The sequence below is a fragment of the Dyadobacter sp. HNCC25DJ186 genome, from assembly GCF_056895235.1.
On the sequence record NZ_JBXHAS010000005.1, the window covers coordinates 270,063 to 294,278 of the forward strand.

Genomic DNA, 24,216 nt, shown 5'->3' on the forward strand with positions numbered 1-24,216 from the left:
TTCTGGTAATCATGAAAAAAAATAATCCCGAAGTCGATCAATACATTGCCGGTTTTCCTCCGGAAACCCAAAAATTGCTGAAACAAATGCGGAAGGCGATCCGTGAAGCGGCGCCGGATGCAGAAGAGAAAATAGGTTACGGTATGCCGACTCTGACCTTAAACGGCAATCTGGTTCATTATGCTGCCTATAAAAATCATATCGGCTTTTATCCCGCACCACAAGGATTGGAAGAATTTAAAGAAGCACTATCCGGCTACAAAGGCTCGAAAGGCGGTGTTCAATTTCCTTTGGACAAACCGCTTCCAATTGATTTGATCGCTAAAATCACAAAATACAGGATCGAGAAAAATCTTGAAAAGCCTACCGTCAAACCGAAAAAAGCATCAACTGCAAAAGCGATTAAACTTTCTGATTCTGAACAAGTAAGTGAGCATATAAAAAAGCTTGATCCTGAACTACGCGGTGTCGTAGAAACGATCAGGGAAATTATTTTGAGTACTGACAAAGAAATCGCCGAACAAATCAAATGGAATAATCCGAGTTTTTACTATTCCGGAGAAATGAAGCCGTTTGATGCTAAAGAATATAAACGCGATATCGTCGTGATGAACCTTCATAAGGGAAGAGTTATGCTGGTCTTTCCAAGTGGCGCCAAGGTTAATGATACGGAAGGATTTTTGGAAGGTGATTATAAGGACGGCAGAAGGACGGTTGTATTTATAGATCTGGAAGATGTCAGAGTCAAGGAGAAAATATTGCAGGACGTTTTGATATCGTGGTTGGCGTTAGTTGAGAAATGACAAGAATTAGCCGTACATTGTAATTCGTTGATAAACAATAGCTTGCACATTGTAAAATAATAAGTAAATTTAGTTATGGATATTAAAACACTTATTACTACGAATCAGGAAATCTTGGGTGGGCAGCCCGTCTTCAAAGGAACTCGTGTGCCTGTCGAAACTCTGTTCGATCATTTAGAGGCAGGTATTTCCCTTGACGATTTTCTGGATGATTTTCCGACAGTCACGAGACAACAGGCTGTTTCTGTTCTGGAAGCTGCGAATAAATTGTTAACATCGAAAAATATAGAGCAACTTTATGCGACTGTTGCTTGATAAAAATTTGCCTAAGCGATTAAAGCTTGACTTTTCTGAATATGAAGTTTTCACCGTAAGAGATATGGGATGGAGTGGTGTAAAAAATGGGGAGTTATTAAAGCTAATGCTCAAAAATAATATTAATATTCTCCTCACTTTTGATAAAAACTTACAACACCAGCAAGATTTCAGTAAATACACAATTTCGGTAATTGTCTTAAACGCAGAAATAAATACCTATGCTGAATTGACGAAACTCTCTCCCAGAATTAGAAAACTGTTTCATATGAATACGCTGTCTGCCGGACCAATTGTGATTTCCATGAATCAGGATTAGAAAATATTGGAGGGTATTTTCTAATCCAATACTCGGTTGTGACTAAAAAAATAACTCGGTAATTGTTTTGGATAATACGGTTACTCTTGCTTCCACACACCATTATCCATATCTTTGCAGCATAATCTCATAGGGGTGCCCTACCTAACGGGCTGAGATCATACCCATATTACCTGATCCGGATAATGCCGGCGTAGGAAGAGAAAGCTAAACTCAGGACCAGCGGAAATTTCATAATTTTCAAAACTACCTGATAAGCTGTATCGAATAACCATATTTATTGAACCAAAGGATAGGTGGCCCCTGCCTGTTCGTAACAATTATTGATCGCAATGCGAAAAGTTACGACCTGTCTTTTAACACTCGTTATCAGCACTTTACTGAGCCTATCTGTTTATGCTCAAAAAACATTAACTGGTCAGATCACCGATCAGGAAGATGGAAAACCATTACCCGGAGCAACCGTTAAGGCTGGTGATATCAGGGGAACTACAACGGATGCCAACGGTAGATTTACGCTCCGGAATATCTCGGACAACATTACTTCACTGGAAATATCCTATGTTGGATATCAGTCAGTCAAACTTGACGCAACCAACGCACCCACAGAAAAATCGCTTGAAATAAAACTGCAAAAAAATACTTTTCAGGCAGATGAAGTCATTGTGAACGCAACCCGGGTTAATGACAAAACGGGCATGGCATATACCAATGTCAGCGCCGAAGCACTTAACAAGCAGAATCTCGGACAAGACCTTCCCGTACTCCTGAATTTTACGCCTTCGCTTGTAAGCACAAGTGACGCCGGCGGCGGTGTGGGTTACACAGGAATCCGAATTCGTGGCACGGATGCCACCAGGATCAATGTGACTGTCAATGGAATTCCTTATAACGATGCTGAAAGTCAGGGTGTTTTCTGGGTCAATATGCCGGATTTTGCTTCTTCGGTTAGTAGTATTCAGATTCAGCGCGGTGTTGGAACTTCCACCAATGGTGCCGGGGCTTTCGGCGCGACCGTGAACATCAGCACAAACCAGTTTCGCAAAGAGGCTTATGCCGAGCTCAACAATTCTTACGGTTCTTTTAATACCTTCAAAAATACGTTTAAAATCGGGAGTGGTCTGGTAAAAGATAAATTCACTTTTGATGCCCGTTTGTCGCGTGTTTCATCTGATGGATATGTTGACCGCGCATCTTCAGAACTTCATTCCTATTACTTATCAGGTGCATATTTTGGTAAAAAAAGCTTTGTTCGTGTCAATGTATTTTCAGGAAAAGAAAAAACTTATCAATCATGGAACGGAGTTCCCGAAGCTAAACTGCGCGGCGACCGTGAAGGAATTTTAGCTTACATTGACCGCAACGGACTCGATGAAAAAGATGCCCAAAATTTGCTGAATGCTAACGACCGGACTTTCAATTCTTACACTTATAAAAATGAGGTTGACAATTATCGTCAGGATCATTATCAGGTTGTTACCTCGCATACGTTGAACAATAATCTGACATTAAACCTGAACGGATTTCTTGTTCGTGGTTTGGGCTATTATGAGCAGTATCGCAAGAATGACCAATTCAGCAGTTACAATCTGCCTAATCTAATTTCCGGAAATGATACGATTTCAGGAACTGACCTTATCCGCCGCAGATGGCTGGATAATTATTTCTACGGATCAACATTTTCCCTGGATTACAACAGCTTCAAAAAATTGACAGCCAGTGTGGGCGGGGGATATAACTATTACGACGGCGATCATTACGGAGAAATTATCTGGGCAAGAAATGCGGGAAATACTGAAAATGAGCAGCGTTACTATTTTAACAAAGGGATCAAGCAGGATTTTAATATTTATGGAAAACTATACTACCAGTTTACAGAAAAACTGAATGCATTCGGGGATCTTCAATATCGCAGACTAAGTCATAAGATAGATGGAATGGATAATGATCTGATTACCTTTGCCTTTGACCAATCATTTTCGTTTGTCAATCCGAAAGCCGGAATAACCTACCAAATTGCTCCGCAAAGTTCTGTTTATGCATCGTATAGTGTCGGTAACAAAGAGCCAAACCGTGATGATTTCACCGCCTCAACCACCCGGCTTTTCCCGAAAAGCGAGCGACTGAATAATGTTGAAGCAGGTTTCCGTATGCAAAAAGGGATTTATGGAATTTCCGCCAATTATTACCTGATGCATTATAAAAACCAGCTGGTGCTGACAGGGCAGATCAATGACGTTGGTAATCCGATTCGTGTCAATGTGCCAAAAAGCTATCGAACCGGCATTGAGCTTGAAGGCGCGATTGCCTTCAATTCCAGATTCAAATGGAATGCCAACGCAACATTCAGCCAGAATAAAATTTCTGATTTTACGGAATATATTGTCAACTACGACAGCGGTGATTATGACTTGGTCAATCATGGAAAATCTGACATTTCCTTTTCTCCGAACGTGATCGCAGGAAGCCAGTTTACATACAGTCCACAAAAAAATCTGGAATTTGCACTGCTTACAAAATATGTTGGAAAACAATATCTGGATAATACGTCTGACGAAACGCGGAAACTGGATGCCTATTTCACCAACGATATCCGTATGACCTGGACGATAAAACCAAGCTGGGCAAAAGAAATTACGCTTAATTTCTTGTTGAATAATGTGTTCAGCGAAAAGTACGAATCCAATGGTTATACCTATGGTTATATCGCCGGAGGTGCCTTGACGCAGGAAAATTTTTATTTTCCGCAGGCAGGACGTAATTTTTTGGTTGGGCTAAATTTTCATTTTTAAGCAGAATCATGATTCACAAAAAAGAGAACGTCGGATATGGCGTTCTCTTTTTTGTGGAAACGTTTTAACAAAAATAAATAATGCGTTTCTACAAATATTACGGTGCGACGCACCTTTATCAATAATTGATAATTTGTGGCTATTCTACAAATATCGCGGTGCGATGTACCTTTATCGATAATTGAAAACTTCTGGCTTTTCTACAAATATTGCTGTGCGATGTACCTTTATCGATAATTGATAATTTGTGGCTTTTCTACAAATATTGCTGTGCGATGTACCTTTATCGATAATTTAAAATTTCTGGCTTTCCTACAAGTATTGCTGTGCGATGTACCTTTATCGATAATTGATAATTTGTGGCTTTTCTACAAATATTGCGGTGCACCTATAACTGGGATATTGTTTCTTGCCTGATATTAATTCGAGCTTTTGGTGCAGAGCACCAGAATATTTGTAGAAAACAGCATTCTAGATCCAGAGAAAGGTGCAGAGCACCGTAATATTGACAATGCCAAAATATCTCATTCAATCATCTCTTTCTCCTTCAACATCCCCACATATTTTTCAGGATTTAACCTGCCTGAGAAAAAGCTTTCTGCCATTTTTTCCTCTGATAATTGTAATTGTCCTGATAATGTATCCATCAGATCACTACTCAGGGGTGCTTTTCCCAGGTAGGTAAACACAGCCTGTTTCTTTCCATCCAAGACAAGATAATGCAACTGGTGATGATCTTTTTCTGTAAAAGATTCAAAACCTTGTTTTTGCAATGCTCTTTGTATATCCTTACTTTTCCTCGCTTTCATTTAATCGCCTTAACAATGGTCAACAATTTATTTTTCAGCACAACCGCCTGTTCAGAAAGCGCACTGTCCGATTCCAGCGCAAAATTTTGATATAAAGCATGGAAACTGAAACAAAATGCAGCCTCCGCTTCCTCTCTCGTTGTTCCCCAAACACAAAGATTTAATGGCTGGAAGGATATCACATAAGCCTGGTTTTCAAAATTTACTTCACAATTCAGCTTTTCATGCAGCACATATAATTTCTCATCATATTTAAGAATATCGGGGCTAAACGGATATGTCCCGTGCTCCATCTCTTCAATCAAAAGCACCTTCTTGATATCCTTTTTGCTCAAATCCGTCGACGCATCTTTCCCACCTATTTTCGCATAAATTTTTGCAAACCGATAAACCGTTTTTTCCTTTTTAACTTTTTCCTTTTTTGGAAAATAACGATCCGTAAAACTCTTATCCGGCTGTCTGAGACTTAATTTCTTGCCTTTCGCATCAATTAGAAAAAGTTTAAATGGCCTGTCAGAGGTTGATGCTGTGAAAAGCGGTTTATAAATTTTGCCTCTTTCTTCCGGTGTATATTTCTCAATAATCCGGGTCATGTACTGCGGCTCCTCAAAATTTCCAAAAAGAATATTCTTCTTGTAATCCGAGAACGCATTTCTTTTCCAATCGTCAATTTCCGTTGTAAAAAGACTCGGCGGCTCAACAATATTCGAGGCGACAGCTGCTTCAAAACTGCTGAATTTAAGATCTACAACCAGTAATTCCAGTTCTTTTTTTAACCCTTCCAGGACTTTGGGTGATTTTTCGTACGCTGCCCTAAACTTATCGTTTTTCAAAAATTCTATTTCAAGAAAATTCAAAAACGATGTATTGATATTGTTCAAAACAGTGATAACAGAGGATAATCTCGCCGTATGTCCGGCAGTTTGTTGAGGGTCAATCTGAAACCTGAATGCAATTTTCCTTAATTCTTCCAGCATTATAAAACATTCTTTAATAGATAGGTAAGTGCAAATATCATTGTATCTAAGAAAAAAATGACTGTGAACCTGAAAATATTTTGAACTTTTCGCTCGAAGAACGATTAAAAAGAAAGCTATTGGCTAAAAATAATAGCCGTTCATGGTATTTTTATCTACCAGCCTCCGTATTAACCTCCATCAACCAATTTCCATTTTTTACGGTCTTTCGAATAAGAAAATTTGTAAGATGTTTCCTTTTCTGACCGGGCACCAGCCAGCGTAAAATCGAATTGCGAAGCTGATACCAGCATATTCCCGTTTCCATCGAAACGAATACTCCTTGCCCGGTCCTTTCTGGAATTCCCCGGATGCAAAAGTGTTCCTTCTGAACGCGCTTTGCCTTTAAATTTCCCATCGCCGGTAAGTTGAATAGAATAGATATCAGATGTACGCAATCCTCCAAAATATAATCTTTTCTCACCCGTAAACCCACCAACAAATACAGCATCGGCATCGTGGCCTTTTATCTGATCCACTACTTTTCCGGTCGAAGGATCAATTACATAAATGATTCCATTCTCCTCTGTTTTTGTGCTCCCGGAGACGCTGCTGACATATAACTTTTTCCCGTGACAGTCATAGTAGATACCTAAAACAGCAAAAGGAACTGTGTCCGCTGTGCTATCGGGTTTAGGTAATTCTGTTAGAACATCCATTTTCCCGGTTTTCGCATCTATTTTGAATACCTTGTTCCTCTGCTTTAAAGGAATATTGGTTTCATTTTCCTTCGGGAACGGCGCAGTATAAATGTTCCCGTCTATATCGACCGTTGTATTTCCCATCCAGCCACTTTGAGTCCAGGAAACATCCTGGTAAGTCCTTTTGCTCAACGAATCTGCGGCTTTTCTTGGATGTTCCACCAACACAACCCCGACCATACCTGGCTCCGTGGTTGACAAGTCAGACCGGGTCGGGTCAAACCCAATGTCTTTGATGAAGAGTGCCGAGGATCTGCATGGTGACATTCCAATTTTAACAATCTCATCCGAAGACATTTCTTTTTCCTTCTCTTCCTTCGCGCAGGAATAGAAAGCCACGGTTATAATCAGGGAAAATATAATTTTAACGAATTTCATACGCTGGGTTATTGATTTTATATTAAGACCCTAAAACCATTCCACAACATTGATTTTCATGAACACATTCCATAGGAAATGACAATTTATGAAATCAGCAAACTTCTTTCTCTTACCTCCTCCTTTCGGCATCCACTTTAAATACTTATTCCTACCTTTGCGGCATGGAATTGAAAAATGATCTTTTGCTTCGGGCTGCGCGTGGTGAGAAAGTGGAGCGTACCCCTGTTTGGATGATGCGTCAGGCCGGAAGGATTTTGCCGGAATACCGTGCGGTTCGTGAAAAAGCCGGAAGTTTTATCCAGCTTGCTACAACGCCTGAACTTGCGGCGGAAGTAACATTACAACCTGTTGATTTATTAGGTGTTGATGCCGCCATTATATTTTCGGACATTCTCGTAGTACCCGAAGGCATGGGTTTACCGTATGAAATGGCTGAGCAAAAAGGACCGGTTTTTCCTGCGACGGTGAATACAATTGCTGATCTGGAAAAACTCAGAGTTGCTGATCCTGAAAATGACCTTGGTTATGTTCTGGAAGCAATTCGACTTACCAAAACCGGACTGGCAGGACGTGTTCCGTTAATCGGATTTGCAGGCGCGCCGTTTACCATTTTTTGTTATATGACCGAAGGAAAGGGCTCCAAGACATTTTCCGTTGCGAAAAAACATCTTTACGCTGACCCTGAATTCTCTCATTTATTGTTACAGAAAATTACCGACAGTACTATAGCCTATCTGAAAGCTCAGGTTGTGGCCGGTGCTGACCTTGTACAGATTTTCGATTCATGGGCAGGAATTCTGTCTCCTGAACAATATAAAACTTTCTCGCTTCCGTATATCAAACAAATCTGTGACGCTATCACGGAAGTTCCGGTTACTGTTTTTGCAAAAGGAGCGTTTTTTGCGAGAGAAGAAATTGGAAAACTGAATTGTGCAGTTGTAGGACTAGACTGGAACATGGACATTACCGAATCGCGTCAGTTAATTCCTGATAAAACATTACAGGGAAATCTTGACCCTTGCGTGCTTTATTCTTCTTTCGATCAAATTCGTGCAGAAGTGAAGAAGATGGTAAACCAATTCGGAACGCAACGTTATATCGCCAATCTGGGCCACGGTGTATATCCGGATATGCAGCCGGATAAAGTAAGATGTTTCATCGAAGCCGTAAAAGAATACTCGGCTATTTAGTAGGGACACAGAGGGCCACAGAGCCAGGGAGAGGTACACAGAGTTTTAATTTTAGTAATACAACTCTGTGCCCTTGTCAAATTTTCTCTGTGGCTCTCCCCTGTCCTCCTTGGTGCTCTGTGTAACCTAAAAAAATCTCCATGTCAAAAAAGTGCGTTTTCTTAGATCGTGATGGTGTTCTTAACGAAGACCTCAGCGATTATTTACATAAACTGGAAGAATTGGTAATTCCAGAAGGAATGCCGGAAGCATTGAAATTACTAAAAGAGGCTGGCTATTTGTTGATCGTTATCACCAATCAGGCTGGAATTGCAAAGGGAATGTATGGCGCGGAAGCCGTATATGCCATCCATGAAAAAATGCAGGAAGTTTCCGGAAATGTTTTGGATGATCTGTATTTTGCTCCTTCGCATCCAGCTTTTACGGGAGAATCGCTATCGCGAAAGCCGGACTCTTTGATGTTGGAGAAAGCGATTGCAAAATATAATATTGATACAAACCAGTCGTGGATGATTGGTGACCGCGCACGGGATATGCAGGCCGGACATAAAGTGGGCCTCAAAACGATCCATATTATTCCCGAAACCGAAGTTTCAGCAGGAGATTTTACAGCCGTCAGTTTATTTGAAGCGGCTAAAATTATATTAAATCTGCCAAATTAAGCGCGTACCTTAACCGCTTGCTTTTCAACTTTCAGAGTCGAACCATAAGCAGGACACTGATGCTTTGTGCAGGAAGATGCAAAGCCAATTGTTCCGCAGACAGCCAAAAGAAAGAATACCTTTTTCATAGATTATTTTTAGAGTAGTATAAGAACGTTAGTTTTTGAACTTCCATTTTTGGAATGAATTCGTAAGATTAACGAATTCATTCCAAGAACGTTATATATTATATCAATTTTTTGTTTCTGCCAATTCCTCTTCCGCCTCAACCGAAGCTTCTTCCTTGTTGATCGGGGCCACAAAAGATTCGTCTTTGAAACCAAGAATCCGTAACATCGATTCACTGTCCTGTTCTTCGGCAAAAACTCGGGTAACAATTTTCCCCTCATCATCACGGTCGATCAAAACGTGTTTCGGAGCTGGAATCAGGCAATGCTGAATTCCCCCGTATCCACCCAGGGACTCCTGATAAGCACCGGTATGGAAAAAACCAATATACTGTTTTTCAGCATCTTCCTCAAAAATCGGCATATACAAATCGGCACTGTGCATCTCGCTATTATAAAAATCCTGCGAATCGCAGGTCAAACCGCCAAGATTCACTTTCTGATAAGGATTATCCCAGTTGTTGATCGGAAGCATGATATATTTCTGGTTCATACCCCAAGAATCCGGAAGCTGGGTAATAAAAGATCCGTTGATCATATACCAAAGCTCCTTATCATTTTGTAATTTCTTGTCAATGATTTCATAAATCACCGCGCCGCTTTCACCAACAGTGTAACTTCCGAATTCTGTAAAAATATGCGGAACAGGAACATTATTCTTGTTGCAAATCCACTGAATATTTTCAATGATCTCATCGATCATCTGCTGGTAATCATATCCCGCCTGCAAAGAAGTCTGGATTGGCAGACCACCTCCAATATCAATTGAATCAAGTTCAGGACAGATTTTCTGCATTTCGCAGTATTTAAACATAAACCGTGTCAACTCGCTCCAGTAATACGCGCTGTCTTTAATGCCCGTATTAATGAAAAAGTGAAGCATTTTAAGTTTAAAACGAGGATTTGGCTCTATTTTATCCTTGTACAACTGCTGGACATCATTATAGCGAATGCCTAAACGAGAAGTATAAAAGGCAAAGTTAGGCTCTTCATCAGTCGCAATACGCATACCGAAATTCACCGTATCAGCTGTGGCCTGCTGCTCGTAAAATTCAATTTCTTTAAGGTTATCCAAGATCGGAACAACGTTAAACCCCTCATTGATCAACTCGCTTAGATATTGGGTATAAAGCGGTCTTTTGTAACCATTTGCAAGAATGTAAGTAGACTTGCTTATTTTTCCGCGGCGATACAATTCCCTGATAATCGGGATATCGAACGACGACGATGTTTCAAGATGTATGTTATGTTTCAGCGCCTCTTCCAGCACAAAGCTGAAATGAGAAGATTTGGTACAATAACAATAAGTGTAAGTCCCCTTATAGTTATGCCTTTTGAAGGCATTTTTGAAAAACATATTAGCATTTGCAATATGTTCACCGATTTTGGGCAAATAATTAAGTTTCAAAGGCGTACCATGTTCCTTGATGATGTCCATCAGTGGTACATTGTTGAACAGCAATTCATCTTTGTCAACGTTAAACTCCATCGTAGGGAACTCGAACGTTTGCTGAATCAGGTCAATGTAGCTTTTCATTTATTTTTTTTCGCGGTAGCTATTAGTGGATTTGAATAAATAATTGAATTTTATCTTTACTTCCTTCGGCCTCTATCTATCTCCTCTTATTGAATTATTTAGCGGCAAAAAACGGGTAAAAGAAAAGACCCGAAAATTGGTCAGAATATGTATTATTTCCAAACATCATTTTAGTTTAAAACATTCCGGCCTATCACTTTATCACCAATATTTAGCTGTTCATACCTCAAAACCTTTGTTTGGTACTTTTTCGATAGGTTATTTTATTTTCCGGCACTTACTTTAAATTCAGGATCATCGCAGTTTTCATTTTTAAAAAGTTGTGAGAAAACGATATCTTACAATTTACAGAAAATAAATCTGCGTATAATACAATTTAAAAGATTTACCATAGAAAACAGGAAGCGAATCGATGCCGAAATTTTCTTCCAAAAGACAGGCATATCAAATGTAAAACCTTAACCAAATTAATTAGTATCCAACAAATTAAGAAATCATTAAATCGTACCTTGTCCCATTTGAGGTGCCCTTGAAAAAAAGACAGAGAAAACTTTAAACATTATTAAAGTTTTCATAGTTTTTATCATTGGAAAATTCCAACTTTACCCTGTGAAAGAAAGAATTATAAAAGAAGCATTTAATCTCTTTTGGCGCTTTGGCATCAAAAGTGTGACGATGGATGACATCGCGAGGGATCTTGGCATATCTAAAAGGACCATTTATCAACATTATCCGGACAAAGATGCGATCGTGATCCTGGCCGTTCAGCAGGAACTGGAAGTACAGAAATGCCAGATGGACAAGATGGATGAAGACAAGCTTGATCCTATTGAACAGTTGATCCAGGCGGCCGATTATATGCGAATTTCTTTGGCTCACATGAACCCGGTGCTTTTCCATGACTTGAAAAAATACCATCCGATGGCCTGGGATCTTTTCCATCAGTATAAACACCAATATCTATTAAAGAGTATCCGCGAAAATCTGACTGAAGGAATTAACCTGGGATTATATCGAAAAAACATAAACATCGACATGCTCTCACTTCTCAGGATTGAACAGGTGGAAATGGCCTTCGACCCGACCATTTTCCCTGCGGACCGTTTCAATATGATGAACGTTCAGGTGGAATTCGTACACCATTTTTTACGTGGCATATTGACGGACCTTGGGTTCGAATTTTATACTAAATATACCGAAGAATCAGCAACACAAGCAAACACCCATGAAAAATGACCAATCTATTCGCAGCGGTTTAATAGCGCTCGCGATATTTTTAAGCATGCTTTCTGTTCAGGCACAGGAGGGCAGTTTTACGTTAAAGGAAGCTGTCGATTATGCGATAAAACACAACGTTAACATTAAAACTTCACAGCTCGACGCGGTTTCTGCCGAAGCGAGAATTGGTGAGATCAGAGCCGCCGGCCTGCCCCAGGTAGCCGTTAACCTGAATTTGAGCGACAACGTAATCATTCAGCGTGTGTTCCTTCCCGCCAACTTTGCGGACCCGAATGCTTCTGCGGATGCACCCCCGGTAGCCGTACAGTTTGGGGTAAAATATTCAGGAAGCGCTGCTGCAACACTGAATCAATTAATTTTCAGCGGTTCCTATTTTATTGGCCTAAGGGCTGCCAATACTTACCGTGAACTTGCCAGTAAAACAGTCACACAATCGAAAGTGAATGTGGCAGAGGCAGTTACCAAAGCTTATTATTCGACTCAGGTTGCTGTGGAGCGCGCAAAAGTCCTGGATTTTAATATCGGCCGGGTTGATTCGCTTAAACGCGAAACCGAGATTATGAACAAAAGCGGATTTGTGGAATTATTGGATGTGAACCGGCTTGAAGTGCAGATCAATAATCTGGTTACAGAACGGCAAAAAGTTCAGAACCTGATCGAACTTAGTTATACGCTGTTAAAATATCAAATGGGTATGCCGCTTTCTGAAACGATTGCGCTCGAAGATAAAGTGGAAGACCTGGATATTGAAACGATGAAGTCTGAGTTTTCAGAAAGCGCAATCAATTATAACAACCGGATCGAATACTCCTTACTTGATACGCAGCTGAAACTCGCCGGGCTGGATTTGAAAAATATTCGCAGCGGTTATTTGCCCACCGTTTCGGCCTCTTTCGGTTATGGACACAATAATGGCAGGAACACACTTCCTGATTTATTCGGGACGCAGTGGTTTAACAACTCCGTTTTGGCATTAAATGTCAACATTCCGATTTTTGATGGTTTTACAAAAAAATACCAGGTTCAGCAAAAGAAAGTGGCGCTGGATAAAGTAAAACTCAATCAAACGCTCCTGGAACAATCCATCGATCTTGAATCAAGACAAGCTGCGATTAACATCAAAAATGCTTTCGCGACTCTCGAAACCCAGCGCAGAAATGTTGACCTGGCCCAGGAAATTGTGCGTGTTTCCAAAATTAAATACAAGGAAGGTGTAGGATCTAATATTGAGGTAATCAATGCTGAATCCTCTTTCAAGGAAGCGCAGACAAATTATTTCTCGGCACTTTACGATGTACTGATTGCCAAAGTAGACCTGAGCAAAGCAAAGGGAGAGCTTTATAATGATTAAGGGTTAAGGATTAAGGGTTAATTGTTAATGATGGCTCCTTCCCGAGCCCAGGCTTACTAACAATTAACCATCTATAATTAACCATTAATAACTAATCATTAACCATTAAAAAGGCCATTAACAATTAAAAAGAATTATGAAAAAGAATATTTTATCAATCGCAATCGCTGCTGCTTTGCTGGCTTCTTGCTCAGGAGAGAAAAAGGACGGATTGGCTGGAAAAAAGGAAGAGCTGACCAAGCTTAAAACAGAACAAAGCGAAACTGACAAAAAAATTAAAGCACTTGAATCGGAGATAGCAAAACTTGATACGACGAAAAGAGAGGAAACAAATATAAAAGTGGTTACAGTCAAACCGCTTGAAGTGGGCACGTTAAGTCATTATGTGGAATTGCAAGGATCTATCGATGCCAAAAACAGTGTGATGGTAACGCCAAAATCCGGTGGGGTGATCACAGCGGTTTATGTACGCGAAGGCGATCAGGTGAAAGCTGGCACTGCAATGGCGAAAGTGGATGACAGCATTTTGCGCGAAAGTATTGAGGAAGTGAAAACGCAGCTGGCTTTGGCGAACACCATTTACACCAAACAGAAAAATCTTTGGGACCAGAAAATCGGTACTGAAGTACAGTTTTTACAAGCTGAAAATAACAAACAAGGTTTGGAAAGAAAACTTTCTACACTAAATACGCAGCTTTCTCAATCCAGGGTTTCAGCTCCGATTTCCGGCGTTGTGGATCAGGTTAATGTACGAGTTGGTGAAACTGCGGCTCCGGGTCTGGGACTTTTCAGGGTTGTTAACCTGGGGAATCTGAAAGTAACTGCCAAAGTTTCGGATACTTATGCCGCGAGCGTAAAACGCGGAGATGAAATTCTGATCAGTTTTCCGGATCTGAATAAGGACTATAAGGCAAAGGTTTCTTTCGTTGGAACTACTGTTGACCCGCTTACCCGTACTTTTAACATTGAAGCAAATCTGCCTTCAAGCCCTGTTTTAAAACCAAACATGACAGCGAAAGTCCAGATCAATGATGCGACAAAGAAAAATGCGCTGATCGTTGACCAGAATATTATTCAGGGAACTGAAAAAGGACAGGTTGTTTATGTAGCTGTAAATGAAAACGGCAAGAAAATGGCTAAATCGAAAATTGTGAAAACAGGTTTGATTTACAACGGAAAAATTGAAATAACGGAAGGCTTACAGGCAGGAGACGAAATTATCACGACCGGATACCAGGAGGTTTCGGACGGACAAACAATTTCGTACTAACATTCACTTTCAGCTAGCATACCCATGAAATTTGAAGATCATAAAACCCTGAGTTTTACCAACTGGTGCGTAGAGAATAGGACTACTATTTACATCTTTACGGTTATCATCACGCTGGCGGGCTTCGTGGTATACAACAACCTGCCCAAAGAGCAGTTTCCGGATATCAAAATACCGCAGATTTATATCAACACGGTTTATTTTGGTACCGCTCCCGCCGATGTGGAGAACACGATTAACAAACCCATTGAAAAACAGTTGAAATCCATCAATGGTGTAAAACATATCAAATCAAACGCCTTGCAGGATGTTTCGGTCATTCTGGTGGAATTTACGCCGGATGTTGAAGTAGCCGATGCCTTGCAACGTGTACGAGACGCGATTGATAAGGCCAAACAGGATTTGCCGCAGGAACTGGATTCTGGCCCGACGGCACAGGATGTAAACTTTTCGGAGTTTCCGATCATGAACATCAACCTGGCCGGCAATTATTCACTGAAACAATTAAAAGAATACGCAGAAGATTTGCAGGATGCTATTGAAGCCATGCCGGAAATCAGCCGTGTGGATATCGTCGGTGCGCTGAACCGTGAAATCCAGATTAACCTGGATCTGCCGCGTATGCAATCCACCGGTTTGACTTTCACAGATATTCAAACTGCCGTTCAAAGTGAAAATATCAACGTTTCCGGTGGGGATCTGAAAGTTGGAAATATGCGCCGGACGCTGCGTGTGAAGGGTGAATTCCAGAATATGACAGAACTTGCCAACCTGCGTATCCGTACTGGAACAGGTGCGGTGGTACGTCTGGGCGATATCGCCGAAGTAACCGACAGTTTTGAAGAACAGCTTGATTTTGCCCGTCTGGATAACAAATCTGTAATTACGCTGAACGTCATCAAAAGAGCGGGCTCAAACCTGGTAAAAGCGGCTGATGATATTGAAGTGATCATTGATAAAATGAAGGAATCCGAATTGCCGCAAGGACTGGATATCCGCATCACAGCCGATCAGTCGGAACGTACACGGGCGGATTTGCATGAACTGATCAATACCGTTATTATCGGTTTCATCTTTGTGGTTTTGGTACTGATGTTTTTCATGGGTATCCGTGACGCGATTTTTATCGGACTTTCCGTTCCGCTTTCTGCGCTCGTTGCCTTTGTACTGATGCCGGTTTTAGGCCCGGTGATCGGTACTTCTTTTACCTTGAACACGATCGTGCTTTTTGCCTTCCTGCTCGGGATTGGCCTTGTGGTCGATGATGCGATTGTGGTAATTGAAAATACCCACCGTTTGTTCAACAACCATAAAGACTGGACCATTCAGCAGGCTGTAAAAGCTGCCGCGGGAGAAGTTTTCGTGCCTGTACTTTCCGGTACCTTAACAACGATCGCGCCGTTTTTCCCGCTTCTTTTCTGGCCGGGCATTGTCGGGGATTTTATGAAATTCCTGCCGCTGACGCTGATTTTGACGCTGATGTCATCACTTTTTGTGGCTTATGTGATCAACCCGGTTTTTGCGGTAACGTTCATGGGCCGTCATGAAGATGAAAAAGAAAAACACGATACGAGCATCAAAGCGATCATGCGCCCAATGTTGATTTTGGCAGCGATGGCTTTGGTTGGTTATTTTGTGGATCGTGGTGTGGGTAACTTTTTTGTTATTATCCTCGTACTTTTCGTTTTCAACCATTACATTCTGACGCCAAAAATTCTTGTTCCATTCCAGGACAAACTACTGCCGGCGCTTAAAAATAATTACAAAAAACTGATCACCTGGCTGATCAAAGGATACCGCCCGGTATTCGCGATCCTTTCGATGGTCGTACTTTTGATCGCAACGTTTATCATTGTTGGTATTGCCAAACCGGAAGTGCAATTCTTCCCGAGTGGCGACCCGGATTATATTTATGTGTATAACAAACTGCCTTCGGGAACGGATGCACTTACGACGGATTCTATTACCAAAGTGATTGAAAAACGCGTGTTCTCAGTTTTGAAAACGGAGAAAGCCATGGGAATCGTAAACTCGGTCATTTCCAACGTTGGTAAAAATGCCGGTGACCCGAACAACCCGGACCGTGCCGCTACCCCGCATAAGTCCAAAGTGACGGTGGCTTTCGTGAAAAGTGAATCCCGTGACGGTCGGTCAACGCAGGAATTGCTGACGAAAGTGCGTGATGCAGTAGCCGGAATTCCCGGAACTGAAATTTCAGTAGAACGTGAAAGTACCGGCCCTCCTACCGGAAAACCTATTTCGATTGAAATTTCCGGTGATGACTTTGATAAGTTGCAGCTATTGGAAAAAGATCTTTTGAAACGTGTACAAAACTCCGGTATCGCTGGAATTGACCAGTTGAAATCTGACCTGGTAACAAACAAGCCGGAAATCACGATTGATATTGACCGCGAAAAAGCACAGCGTGAAGGGATCAGTTCTTCCCAGATCGCGCTATCGATTCGTACCGCACTTTTCGGTCTGGAAGTTTCCAAATTCCGAGATGCAAAAGACGAATATCCGATCATGGTCCGTTTGAAAAAAGACGACCGTCAGCAGATTGAAAAACTGTTGAGTCTGAACATTGTATACCGTGATATGAATTCCGGCGGCGCGCTTCGTCAGGTTCCGATCACGTCCGTTGCCAACATTTCTTACTCGACAACATTCAGCCAGATCAACCGGAAAGATCAGCAACGCATTGTGACGCTGAGCTCTGATGTATTACCGGGCTATAATGCAAACGAGGTCGTGGCCCAGATTCAGGAACTGGTGAATGACGTGAAAGTGCCCAGCGGATATACCGTGAAAATGGGTGGTGAGCAGGAAGACCAGGCCGAATCTATGAACTTCCTGACCGGCGCATTTGGTGCAGCGATTTTACTGATCTACCTGATCCTGGCTACGCAGTTTAACTCAGTCGTGAAACCGCTGATCATCTTCTTTACCATCGTGCTTTCGCTGATCGGGGTATTGCTTGGTTTTGTGATTTTTGACAAAACATTCTCCGTGATCATGTCCGGTGTAGGTATCATTGCACTGGCCGGTATCGTAGTGAAAAACGGGATTCTGCTTATTGAATTTATCGATGAACTTCGCGAACGCGGTTATCCGCTGCGCAATGCAATTATCGAAGGAGGTGCGATTCGTCTGACGCCTGTATTGCTAACAGCTTCGGCGGCGGTACTGGGTCTGATTCCGCTTGCATTCGGTATTACGCTGGATTTTGTGGCGCTGTTCAGAGATTTTGCCCCTAATATTACGACGGGCGGAGCGAGTTCCGTATTCTGGAATATCCTCGCCTGGACGATCATCATGGGACTTACCTTCTCAACCATCCTGACGCTTCTGCTCGTGCCGTGTATGTATTACGTCAACGAAAGAGTACGCGACAAATGGTTCCGTAAAGGCAAACAGGAAGTTGTCAATCCAAACTGGCAGAACGAGAGTATTTAATTTGCTGGTTTAAACGCAGAGTTATTTAAACACAGAGTTAAGAGGAGCGGCCGCCGCGCGGATTTACAAAGAGTTTCGCAGAGATTATTTAAAAATAAAAACTTTGTGAAACTCTTCAAAAATCTCTTTTCACTCTGTGTTTTTTTTAATTAGTTTTGCAACCTTGGAAAATCACGGGATGTGGCGCAGCTCGGTAGCGTGCTTGCATGGGGTGCAAGAGGTCGCAGGTTCAAATCCTGTCATCCCGACAAATGGAAAAATTATGGAAGTCACTTACAGGGATGTGGGTGGCTTTTTTGTTATAAATTTAACTAAATTAGTGAAACTTATTTGATCGAGTCTTAATTCATTCATATATAAAATATCACCTAGATGTTTATTTTCAAATTTAGCAATTCATTCCATGCATGAAATTGACGACCTAATAGATTATTATAATGAATGTGAATTCTTGGATTTTAAACAAGAAGAATACAATGAAAATAATAAACATAATTTAATTAAAGACGTTCTTGCTTTTTCTAATGCCAATTATGAAGGTGATCGGTTTATAATCATTGGAGTGAAGAAAAAGGATGGAGAAACCTTGCTTTTCAATATTGAAAGTAAAATAGATTCAGCAAGTATTCAACAGCTAATTCATAGTAATATAACCCCTGAAATAGTTATAGAATATATTCCATATAAATACAAAGTTTATAATTTAATGGTCTTAATAATAAAGAATCCAATTTCTCAACCTTACTTAACCTCTAAGCCCATTTCTTTCCCTAAAAGTAATAATGTGTTTCTTAAAGTAAACGAATGTTGGATACGCAAAGGAAGTTATCAATTAACGGCCGCAAGAAATGATTTTGATAGAATGTATTTTAAGGCATCCCAAAAGGATGTTTTTCAAGATAAAATAAGTATAACCTTCTCAGAAAACAACAGTGATATTCTTCATTTAAAAGTAATTACAGATTTTGAACTCCCTTCTGAAAAAAACAGAAAGAAAATTGAAAAAATTATTGCGAAAAAAAAGAATCAAGTCGAAAAAAATCCAACCCTATTTAAAATTGCAGCTTCATATAATTTTGATCCTTTTAGACGAACTAGCTATGAGGAAAGAAGTCTAGAAACTTTATTGAGTAATTTGGAAGAAGTAGCAGAGACTTATAAAGAACATGACCTTTTTTATATATTCGAAAAAAAAGCTTATAAAATAAACCTTAACTTATATAATTCTGCAAATACATATTTAGAAGATGTTACCATTCAAGTTAAAATTGAGCAAACTAATGGCTTACATATAGCTAGTGAGATTTTTTTTGTAAGCGATAATGATTCAAATCCGTTAGGAGTATATCGACCTAGGATTCCCTCATATGATGAACAAAATTATCCCTCTGTGTTCAAAGACAATGAAGGTTATACAATTTCTGAGGAAATAGGTGATCTCAAACATGAAATGCGTCAGCCTGTATTCAAAGTTCCGTTAAGAATTTGCCTTACTGAACTCCAAGAAACTGAAATACTGTTACGTTGTAAAATATATGGCAAGAACCTAAAATCAAGCATTACTAAGGACCTTAGAATATTAGTTTCCTAACTGTTAGAGATCAAAAGTAAAAAATGGTTATTGTCTCTATGGAAAACTGATCAGTGTTCCTAATTCAATGGCAATATCTTTAGTAAGTTTTGACAATGGTCGGTTATGGAATTCCTCTTCTTTATAATAATGACCAAAAGCCAATCGGTATGCGTCCTCATAACTTAAATTAAGATTTCGAAAAGTATTTTGAGTCATTTGTATATATGTATCATTGGTGTACTCACGTTTTTGAATTACCTCTTGTACTATATCATTATGATTAGCATATAAATCATTAATACAAAACGTTTTTATATTAGCTTCGACTTTTGTTTTTAACTCGATATCATGAGGATCCCCATTATATTCTGCGGAAATTGTAAGATCCTTCGACATTCCAATTGATGCCTCATATGATTTTGGGTAATATGTAAATTTAATCATTGAACGAATAATTTGATAGGGGCTAAGATGAGTATCATAGCTTATGATTGCTGCTCCCTTTACACTTGCATTACAAACACTGCAAGAGGGAATCAAATTATAGAAAGAAAGACTTAATAGAGGGTGTTGACTTTTTGGTAAAAAATGATCTAGTTGTGGCCTGGATACTCTTTTCCCGTTTATTGTTACAATAGTAAAAATATATGATCTATTGCAATAGGGACAACTATTAAGCCCCAAAGCTGATGTTAAATTGTAAGCACTCCATATTGACGTGGAATCTAAGTCGCGAAACCAATCGTAATTGAAAATTTGAGATAATAAAAAATCAATTGGCTTGCATTCTTGTACTGCAACATTATACTTACTAACTGCTAGCTGAGTATCTTTTGCGAAATCAACTGCTAAAAGGAACTCGAATTCTTTTAACAGGAAATTTAAACTCGATGTAACTTTTGATAAATCGTTAGCCTGTTTTTTCCTTTTATCCGAATACTTAATGAGATATGCATCGTCTATTTTTTTTATACTACTCGTCTTTAAAATAGCATTTAATAGTAACTTATAATCATCTTGATTAGTTGCATTTTTTATTTTCTTTATCACTTCATTAATAGCAGTTTTGCTATACCGCTTTCCTTCAATTTGTTCTAAAAAATTATATATTGAAATATAAAATTTTAATATATTTCTGATTTTTTGCTCAACAAAATCAACATGATTTTTACAAATTGAGTCTATATTCAATACACTATCTGTAATTCCTATCATTGTCTTTTCCGAAGGTTAGATATTCTTTCTTCCAATATTTTTATTTCCTTATCTATTGAAAATTTGTCATCGAATATTTCCCAATACATTTCAAGAAGTTTGTTACGGACGACATAATCGCCAATTAATTGTATTATTTGGAATACCTTTTCCTTATCACTATACTGCGTTTTGCTTTTAAACAAATCTATATCGTCTACATCAGAAATCGTTTGCTCAATTTTACTTTGATTTCTCCATTCATTTAACTTTTCAATAACCCATTCAATTTTTTCTTTTGCGAAAGCCCCAATTGTACCATCCTGTAAAAAAAAATTGTTTGCTAAAAGCTCGTGAATATTAGCGCCGAAAGTGCTAGTAAAATTAGAAATTACAACCTCAGTATTCCCCTTTTCCCCTTTTTTTAATAAAACTATATTTTTAGGTTCAAGATCTGACAGAAGATAAGGACTGTGAGTTGTAAGAATAATTTGAAACTTATATCCTTTTACATTCTTATTTAAAAAAGTAAGCAACCAGCTAAAAAATTGTTTTTTCCAAGCTGGGTGAAATCCCGTTTCAGCTTCATCAATAAAAAGTATTAATTTATCTTTTTCATCTAATCCAGAATTATAACGTTGAATTACGTCACTCAATCTAGAAAAGAATGTCATAAATGAATTTTCTCCAACACTAAGATCTCGATCAAAAGAGTAATTAGAAATACGTCTATGATTAGGACTGTCCTGTGTCAACACAAATCTTTCTGCTTCAATAAATAATTTCAACAAATCACGATTTTCCTCAGTGTTAGGTAAATATAGTTTTTGCGAAATTAGGTATCTCCAATCCGATCTATCAAACCTAGAAGACATCTCTGACGGAACAAACTCGCTGATATATATATTGGAATTAAGTGTAATAAACTTATGGTAACTTATTAAACCATCAATATAATTTCCAAATTTATATATCTCGCTTGCACTTTCACCCTTAAAAATGAAGTTAAAAACCTTCTCTGAATCGGCTGCATTTTTTTCCATGATTCCAACTGCCAGAATCAAATTTAACTTATAAAGCAAATGAATTTTTTCTTTTAACTTATCCTTATCTAGAATAACTTTTGTTTCGTCAGTACTATTTCTATTGGGGAAAATTCCATAAAAAAGGGTCCTCTCAATTTCCTGATAATGATAATATGAAGGACTATTTTCTTTATTATCTAAATTCAGCCATCGGTTATTTTCCGAATAAGTTGATTTAATAATAAAATTCTTTGGTCCATTAAACGGTACGATACTATAATATTCAACGTAGAATTTAACAAAACGAAAATCTTGCCCTCGCTCATAAATTACAGTTTGAGAACTTAATACTTTCTGAGAATAACTACTTGTATAATCAGTGGGATTATAACCAGGATGGCCAGTGTCAAATCTATACTCTTCTTCAAGAAAAGCTTGGCTAGAAATATTTGTTAAATTTATTTCATCAACGAGACTTTTTTTATCTAAAACATTTGAATAATAGATAAATCCACCTTTTGAAAATAATTCTCTCCATTGCGTCTTCATTTTTTCAAATGGGGATTTTTCAAAACTAATCAGTGTGAAACCTGCCTTGGAAAGTTGGTCGCTATTACTTAATTCTAGTCCTTCATGATAAAAAATATGATCCCCATAACATACGATTCCATCAAAAGTAAGATCATATCCAAATTGATGTTTTTGTAGAGTTGCAGTTGTCCGCAAGACAATTTCACAAAGACTGCTTTTTCCACTTCCATTTTCACCTGCTATTGCCGTAACACCTGTCACATTTTCGCCGAAGTCAAGAACAGACTTTATATTTTCTTTTAAACCGAGGATCCCGTTTTCGTATTCAAAAGTATGATTGTCTGAATGGTTAAAATTTACACCGATATTTTTAAGAACATAATAATCTTTAATCCAAATAAATTTAATTTCCATAGTTATTATCCTTCTACTTTAATTGTTCAATGCAATAAAATCTTTCCTTTCAAGAAAATAAACTAGGAAATAGCATAGTAAAGATAAAAAGCAGTTGCCAAGTAAAACCTAATCTGTTTATGGTAATAGTATTATTAAAATAATAAGATATTTGTTCTCCAGCTAGGCGTAGTCAGGAGACTACGCCTAGCTGGATGATGTTCACGACATGAATGTCGTGAACATCAGTTAATCAACTGATAATGAAATCATAATTTCTTAAACTTATTCAAGGAATATTTAAAAAAATATAATTTCGTTAACGTGAGAATACCCCATTTGGGCATAGTCTCCAGACTATGTCCGAGCGTTATCGGTCTCTGACCCATATTTAAAATGCAAACCAGTTCAATGAAAATTGCGGAGTTTCTAGTTAAAGTCAAAAAGTACTTTACTTCAAGGTCTACTGCGGTCGGAGACCGCATGACATTAAGATGTAGTCGAAGACTACGCCTAACAAGAGACTGAATTTTACAAAGATTTATATTGAGACAAAGATTCCCCCTACCAATCAACAAAACAAATCCCCAACCCAATCGTATTCTGCGCATGATTGTAATCGATCAGCGTTTCGCCGTATCTGGCGGACATTTGTACGTGGCCTTTTAGGTGGTTGCGGATCTGGAATATCCAGTTTAGTTGCGTGCTGCCACGGTTGAGGCGGTTGAAAGGATGCGTGGCTACGAGATAGATCTGGTGTCTGGGGCGGCCGTAAACTACTGTCACTTCTCCTCTTCCGATATAATTCATGATCTGAGGATTTTCGTCATCCGCATCTTTTAACCTTATCCATGGGCGCAGTGTGATCTGCCAGTTTTTCCGCTCCATGCTGGTATGAAACATCACGCGGTTCCAGCTCCGTGAGTGCGGAAGTTCCCGGCCGTTGGACTGGTGATTGAAAGCAACACCGAGCGTCCGGCCTTCAAAACCCAGAAATTTGTAACTGATCGGGAAATTCAGAATCAGTTCGGGCTCATAGTTCAGCTCGCGGAACGGTCTGGAAACGCCGGTATTGTAAATTTGCCAATGGGCTTTTTGCGTGTAACCCGCCCACAAATCTCCTTTTCCCCAGAAAATCTTTTGCAGCAATTTCACTTTGAAACTAATGTGAAACCGCGCTTCATATTTGTTGTAATCCGTTGCCGTAGGAACACTATACGCAAGATTTTCACTATACGGCTCCCGGTTGGGATTGCTCTACCAACGGCCCAGAGAAAAATAAAAGGGTTTATAGGAAGTAAGCAGAAATGTGCCTTTGCGCGTCGAGTCCGCAAGTTCCCACCGTTCGGATATACTCTTAATGCGAACCGACTGGTCAGCGATCGTCTGCGCTTTGCTTTGATAATAATAAAAAACCAGTACTACTAAAAAGTAAATTCTCAGCATGCGTGCTCCGGTTAGTTTTTGTTTAACAAACATAACACATTTAAGT

The 24,216-nt window shown here is 39.4% G+C and carries 19 protein-coding genes, 1 tRNA gene, 1 pseudogene and 1 riboswitch; of the genes and pseudogenes, 12 read left to right on the forward strand and 9 right to left on the reverse strand.

The window, feature by feature from the left end:
- Nucleotides 1-11: 11 nt before the first annotated feature.
- The 4 genes from AC1XUO_RS17210 to AC1XUO_RS17225 all read left to right on the forward strand — a co-directional run bounded on the left by AC1XUO_RS17210 (nucleotide 12) and on the right by AC1XUO_RS17225 (nucleotide 4,229).
- Nucleotides 12-803 (forward strand): DUF1801 domain-containing protein, encoded by a 792-nt coding sequence (locus tag AC1XUO_RS17210; RefSeq protein WP_483331009.1) that lies wholly within the window; start codon nucleotides 12-14, stop codon nucleotides 801-803.
- Nucleotides 804-878: 75 nt separating this feature from the next.
- Complete coding sequence (locus AC1XUO_RS17215; protein WP_483331010.1) at nucleotides 879-1,118, forward strand: DUF433 domain-containing protein; 240 nt, start codon at nucleotides 879-881, stop codon at nucleotides 1,116-1,118.
- A complete protein-coding gene (locus tag AC1XUO_RS17220) occupies nucleotides 1,102-1,437 on the forward strand; it encodes a DUF5615 family PIN-like protein (RefSeq protein ID WP_483331011.1) in 336 nt (111 codons plus the stop codon). Before AC1XUO_RS17215 ends, AC1XUO_RS17220 begins: the two co-directional genes overlap by 17 nt.
- Nucleotides 1,438-1,558: 121 nt before the next feature.
- A riboswitch (TPP riboswitch) is annotated at nucleotides 1,559-1,654 on the forward strand.
- 115 nt (nucleotides 1,655-1,769) lie between these two features.
- Nucleotides 1,770-4,229 carry a TonB-dependent receptor gene (locus AC1XUO_RS17225; protein ID WP_483331012.1) on the forward strand — a complete coding sequence of 820 codons (2,460 nt, stop codon included), beginning with the start codon at nucleotides 1,770-1,772 and terminating at the stop codon, nucleotides 4,227-4,229.
- 524 nt (nucleotides 4,230-4,753) lie between these two features.
- Here the strand turns inward: AC1XUO_RS17225 and AC1XUO_RS17230 are convergent.
- The 3 genes from AC1XUO_RS17230 to AC1XUO_RS17240 all read right to left on the reverse strand — a co-directional run bounded on the left by AC1XUO_RS17230 (nucleotide 4,754) and on the right by AC1XUO_RS17240 (nucleotide 7,133).
- Complete coding sequence (locus AC1XUO_RS17230) at nucleotides 4,754-5,038, reverse strand: hypothetical protein (RefSeq protein ID WP_483331013.1); 285 nt, start codon at nucleotides 5,036-5,038, stop codon at nucleotides 4,754-4,756.
- The gene (locus AC1XUO_RS17235) at nucleotides 5,035-6,015 is read right to left on the reverse strand and encodes a hypothetical protein (RefSeq protein ID WP_483331014.1); all 981 of its coding nucleotides are present in this window, start codon (nucleotides 6,013-6,015) and stop codon (nucleotides 5,035-5,037) included. Before AC1XUO_RS17235 ends, AC1XUO_RS17230 begins: the two co-directional genes overlap by 4 nt.
- A gap of 170 nt (nucleotides 6,016-6,185) precedes the next feature.
- Nucleotides 6,186-7,133, reverse strand: a complete 948-nt coding sequence (locus tag AC1XUO_RS17240; protein WP_483331015.1) for a YncE family protein — start codon at nucleotides 7,131-7,133, stop codon at nucleotides 6,186-6,188.
- Nucleotides 7,134-7,297: 164 nt separating this feature from the next.
- Between AC1XUO_RS17240 and hemE the strand changes: the two genes are divergently transcribed.
- Both hemE and AC1XUO_RS17250 read left to right on the forward strand, forming a co-directional pair.
- Nucleotides 7,298-8,326 carry a uroporphyrinogen decarboxylase gene (hemE, locus tag AC1XUO_RS17245; RefSeq protein WP_483331016.1) on the forward strand — a complete coding sequence of 343 codons (1,029 nt, stop codon included), beginning with the start codon at nucleotides 7,298-7,300 and terminating at the stop codon, nucleotides 8,324-8,326.
- A gap of 140 nt (nucleotides 8,327-8,466) precedes the next feature.
- Entirely contained in the window at nucleotides 8,467-8,988 is a 522-nt protein-coding gene (locus tag AC1XUO_RS17250) for a D-glycero-alpha-D-manno-heptose-1,7-bisphosphate 7-phosphatase (RefSeq protein ID WP_483331017.1), read from the forward strand.
- On the opposite strand, the gene AC1XUO_RS17255 is transcribed toward AC1XUO_RS17250, so the two are convergent.
- Nucleotides 8,985-9,116: a hypothetical protein gene (locus AC1XUO_RS17255; protein WP_483331018.1), complete on the reverse strand. Its 132-nt coding sequence runs from the start codon at nucleotides 9,114-9,116 to the stop codon at nucleotides 8,985-8,987. The genes AC1XUO_RS17250 and AC1XUO_RS17255 overlap by 4 nt on opposite strands.
- A gap of 103 nt (nucleotides 9,117-9,219) precedes the next feature.
- The gene (locus AC1XUO_RS17260) at nucleotides 9,220-10,692 is read right to left on the reverse strand and encodes a type III PLP-dependent enzyme domain-containing protein (protein WP_483331019.1); all 1,473 of its coding nucleotides are present in this window, start codon (nucleotides 10,690-10,692) and stop codon (nucleotides 9,220-9,222) included.
- Nucleotides 10,693-11,301: 609 nt separating this feature from the next.
- On the opposite strand from AC1XUO_RS17260, the gene AC1XUO_RS17265 reads away from it, so the two are divergent.
- The 6 genes from AC1XUO_RS17265 to AC1XUO_RS17290 all read left to right on the forward strand — a co-directional run bounded on the left by AC1XUO_RS17265 (nucleotide 11,302) and on the right by AC1XUO_RS17290 (nucleotide 19,599).
- The gene (locus AC1XUO_RS17265) at nucleotides 11,302-11,928 is read left to right on the forward strand and encodes a TetR/AcrR family transcriptional regulator (protein ID WP_483331020.1); all 627 of its coding nucleotides are present in this window, start codon (nucleotides 11,302-11,304) and stop codon (nucleotides 11,926-11,928) included.
- A complete protein-coding gene (locus AC1XUO_RS17270) occupies nucleotides 11,918-13,282 on the forward strand; it encodes a TolC family protein (RefSeq protein WP_483331021.1) in 1,365 nt (454 codons plus the stop codon). Before AC1XUO_RS17265 ends, AC1XUO_RS17270 begins: the two co-directional genes overlap by 11 nt.
- 136 nt (nucleotides 13,283-13,418) lie before the next feature.
- A complete protein-coding gene (locus tag AC1XUO_RS17275; RefSeq protein WP_483331022.1) occupies nucleotides 13,419-14,552 on the forward strand; it encodes an efflux RND transporter periplasmic adaptor subunit in 1,134 nt (377 codons plus the stop codon).
- 24 nt (nucleotides 14,553-14,576) lie between these two features.
- A complete protein-coding gene (locus AC1XUO_RS17280) occupies nucleotides 14,577-18,008 on the forward strand; it encodes an efflux RND transporter permease subunit (RefSeq protein ID WP_483331023.1) in 3,432 nt (1,143 codons plus the stop codon).
- Nucleotides 18,009-18,182: 174 nt separating this feature from the next.
- Nucleotides 18,183-18,256 (forward strand) — tRNA-Pro (locus tag AC1XUO_RS17285).
- A gap of 155 nt (nucleotides 18,257-18,411) precedes the next feature.
- Nucleotides 18,412-19,599, forward strand: a complete 1,188-nt coding sequence (locus AC1XUO_RS17290) for an AlbA family DNA-binding domain-containing protein (RefSeq protein ID WP_483331024.1) — start codon at nucleotides 18,412-18,414, stop codon at nucleotides 19,597-19,599.
- Between the two features lie 36 nt (nucleotides 19,600-19,635).
- Here the strand turns inward: AC1XUO_RS17290 and AC1XUO_RS17295 are convergent, their stop codons facing one another.
- From AC1XUO_RS17295 to AC1XUO_RS17310, 4 genes and pseudogenes are all read right to left on the reverse strand, one after another.
- The gene (locus AC1XUO_RS17295; RefSeq protein WP_483331025.1) at nucleotides 19,636-20,796 is read right to left on the reverse strand and encodes an HNH endonuclease; all 1,161 of its coding nucleotides are present in this window, start codon (nucleotides 20,794-20,796) and stop codon (nucleotides 19,636-19,638) included.
- Entirely contained in the window at nucleotides 20,793-22,745 is a 1,953-nt protein-coding gene (locus AC1XUO_RS17300) for an AAA family ATPase (RefSeq protein WP_483331026.1), read from the reverse strand. Before AC1XUO_RS17300 ends, AC1XUO_RS17295 begins: the two co-directional genes overlap by 4 nt.
- A 543-nt stretch (nucleotides 22,746-23,288) precedes the next feature.
- Nucleotides 23,289-23,966: pseudogene (locus AC1XUO_RS17305) on the reverse strand (phospholipase A); the annotation flags it as partial.
- A 15-nt stretch (nucleotides 23,967-23,981) separates the two neighbouring features.
- A complete protein-coding gene (locus tag AC1XUO_RS17310) occupies nucleotides 23,982-24,203 on the reverse strand; it encodes a hypothetical protein (protein ID WP_483331027.1) in 222 nt (73 codons plus the stop codon).
- Between the last annotated feature and the right edge of the window lie 13 nt (nucleotides 24,204-24,216).

What these genes read in the sequence shown, in the direction of transcription:
- AC1XUO_RS17235 (WP_483331014.1), bottom strand. Translation starts at nt 6,015, where the DNA reads ATGCTGGAAGAATTAAGGAAAATTGCATTCAGGTTTCAGATTGACCCT.
- AC1XUO_RS17225 (WP_483331012.1), top strand. Translation starts at nt 1,770, where the DNA reads ATGCGAAAAGTTACGACCTGTCTTTTAACACTCGTTATCAGCACTTTA.
- AC1XUO_RS17240 (WP_483331015.1), bottom strand. Translation starts at nt 7,133, where the DNA reads ATGAAATTCGTTAAAATTATATTTTCCCTGATTATAACCGTGGCTTTC.
- AC1XUO_RS17300 (WP_483331026.1), bottom strand. Translation starts at nt 22,745, where the DNA reads ATGGAAATTAAATTTATTTGGATTAAAGATTATTATGTTCTTAAAAAT.
- AC1XUO_RS17280 (WP_483331023.1), top strand. Translation starts at nt 14,577, where the DNA reads ATGAAATTTGAAGATCATAAAACCCTGAGTTTTACCAACTGGTGCGTA.
- AC1XUO_RS17215 (WP_483331010.1), top strand. Translation starts at nt 879, where the DNA reads ATGGATATTAAAACACTTATTACTACGAATCAGGAAATCTTGGGTGGG.
- AC1XUO_RS17295 (WP_483331025.1), bottom strand. Translation starts at nt 20,796, where the DNA reads ATGATAGGAATTACAGATAGTGTATTGAATATAGACTCAATTTGTAAA.
- AC1XUO_RS17250 (WP_483331017.1), top strand. Translation starts at nt 8,467, where the DNA reads ATGTCAAAAAAGTGCGTTTTCTTAGATCGTGATGGTGTTCTTAACGAA.
- AC1XUO_RS17260 (WP_483331019.1), bottom strand. Translation starts at nt 10,692, where the DNA reads ATGAAAAGCTACATTGACCTGATTCAGCAAACGTTCGAGTTCCCTACG.
- AC1XUO_RS17270 (WP_483331021.1), top strand. Translation starts at nt 11,918, where the DNA reads ATGAAAAATGACCAATCTATTCGCAGCGGTTTAATAGCGCTCGCGATA.
- hemE (WP_483331016.1), top strand. Translation starts at nt 7,298, where the DNA reads ATGGAATTGAAAAATGATCTTTTGCTTCGGGCTGCGCGTGGTGAGAAA.
- AC1XUO_RS17220 (WP_483331011.1), top strand. Translation starts at nt 1,102, where the DNA reads ATGCGACTGTTGCTTGATAAAAATTTGCCTAAGCGATTAAAGCTTGAC.
- AC1XUO_RS17275 (WP_483331022.1), top strand. Translation starts at nt 13,419, where the DNA reads ATGAAAAAGAATATTTTATCAATCGCAATCGCTGCTGCTTTGCTGGCT.
- AC1XUO_RS17255 (WP_483331018.1), bottom strand. Translation starts at nt 9,116, where the DNA reads ATGAAAAAGGTATTCTTTCTTTTGGCTGTCTGCGGAACAATTGGCTTT.
- AC1XUO_RS17210 (WP_483331009.1), top strand. Translation starts at nt 12, where the DNA reads ATGAAAAAAAATAATCCCGAAGTCGATCAATACATTGCCGGTTTTCCT.
- AC1XUO_RS17310 (WP_483331027.1), bottom strand. Translation starts at nt 24,203, where the DNA reads ATGTTTGTTAAACAAAAACTAACCGGAGCACGCATGCTGAGAATTTAC.
- AC1XUO_RS17230 (WP_483331013.1), bottom strand. Translation starts at nt 5,038, where the DNA reads ATGAAAGCGAGGAAAAGTAAGGATATACAAAGAGCATTGCAAAAACAA.
- AC1XUO_RS17290 (WP_483331024.1), top strand. Translation starts at nt 18,412, where the DNA reads ATGCATGAAATTGACGACCTAATAGATTATTATAATGAATGTGAATTC.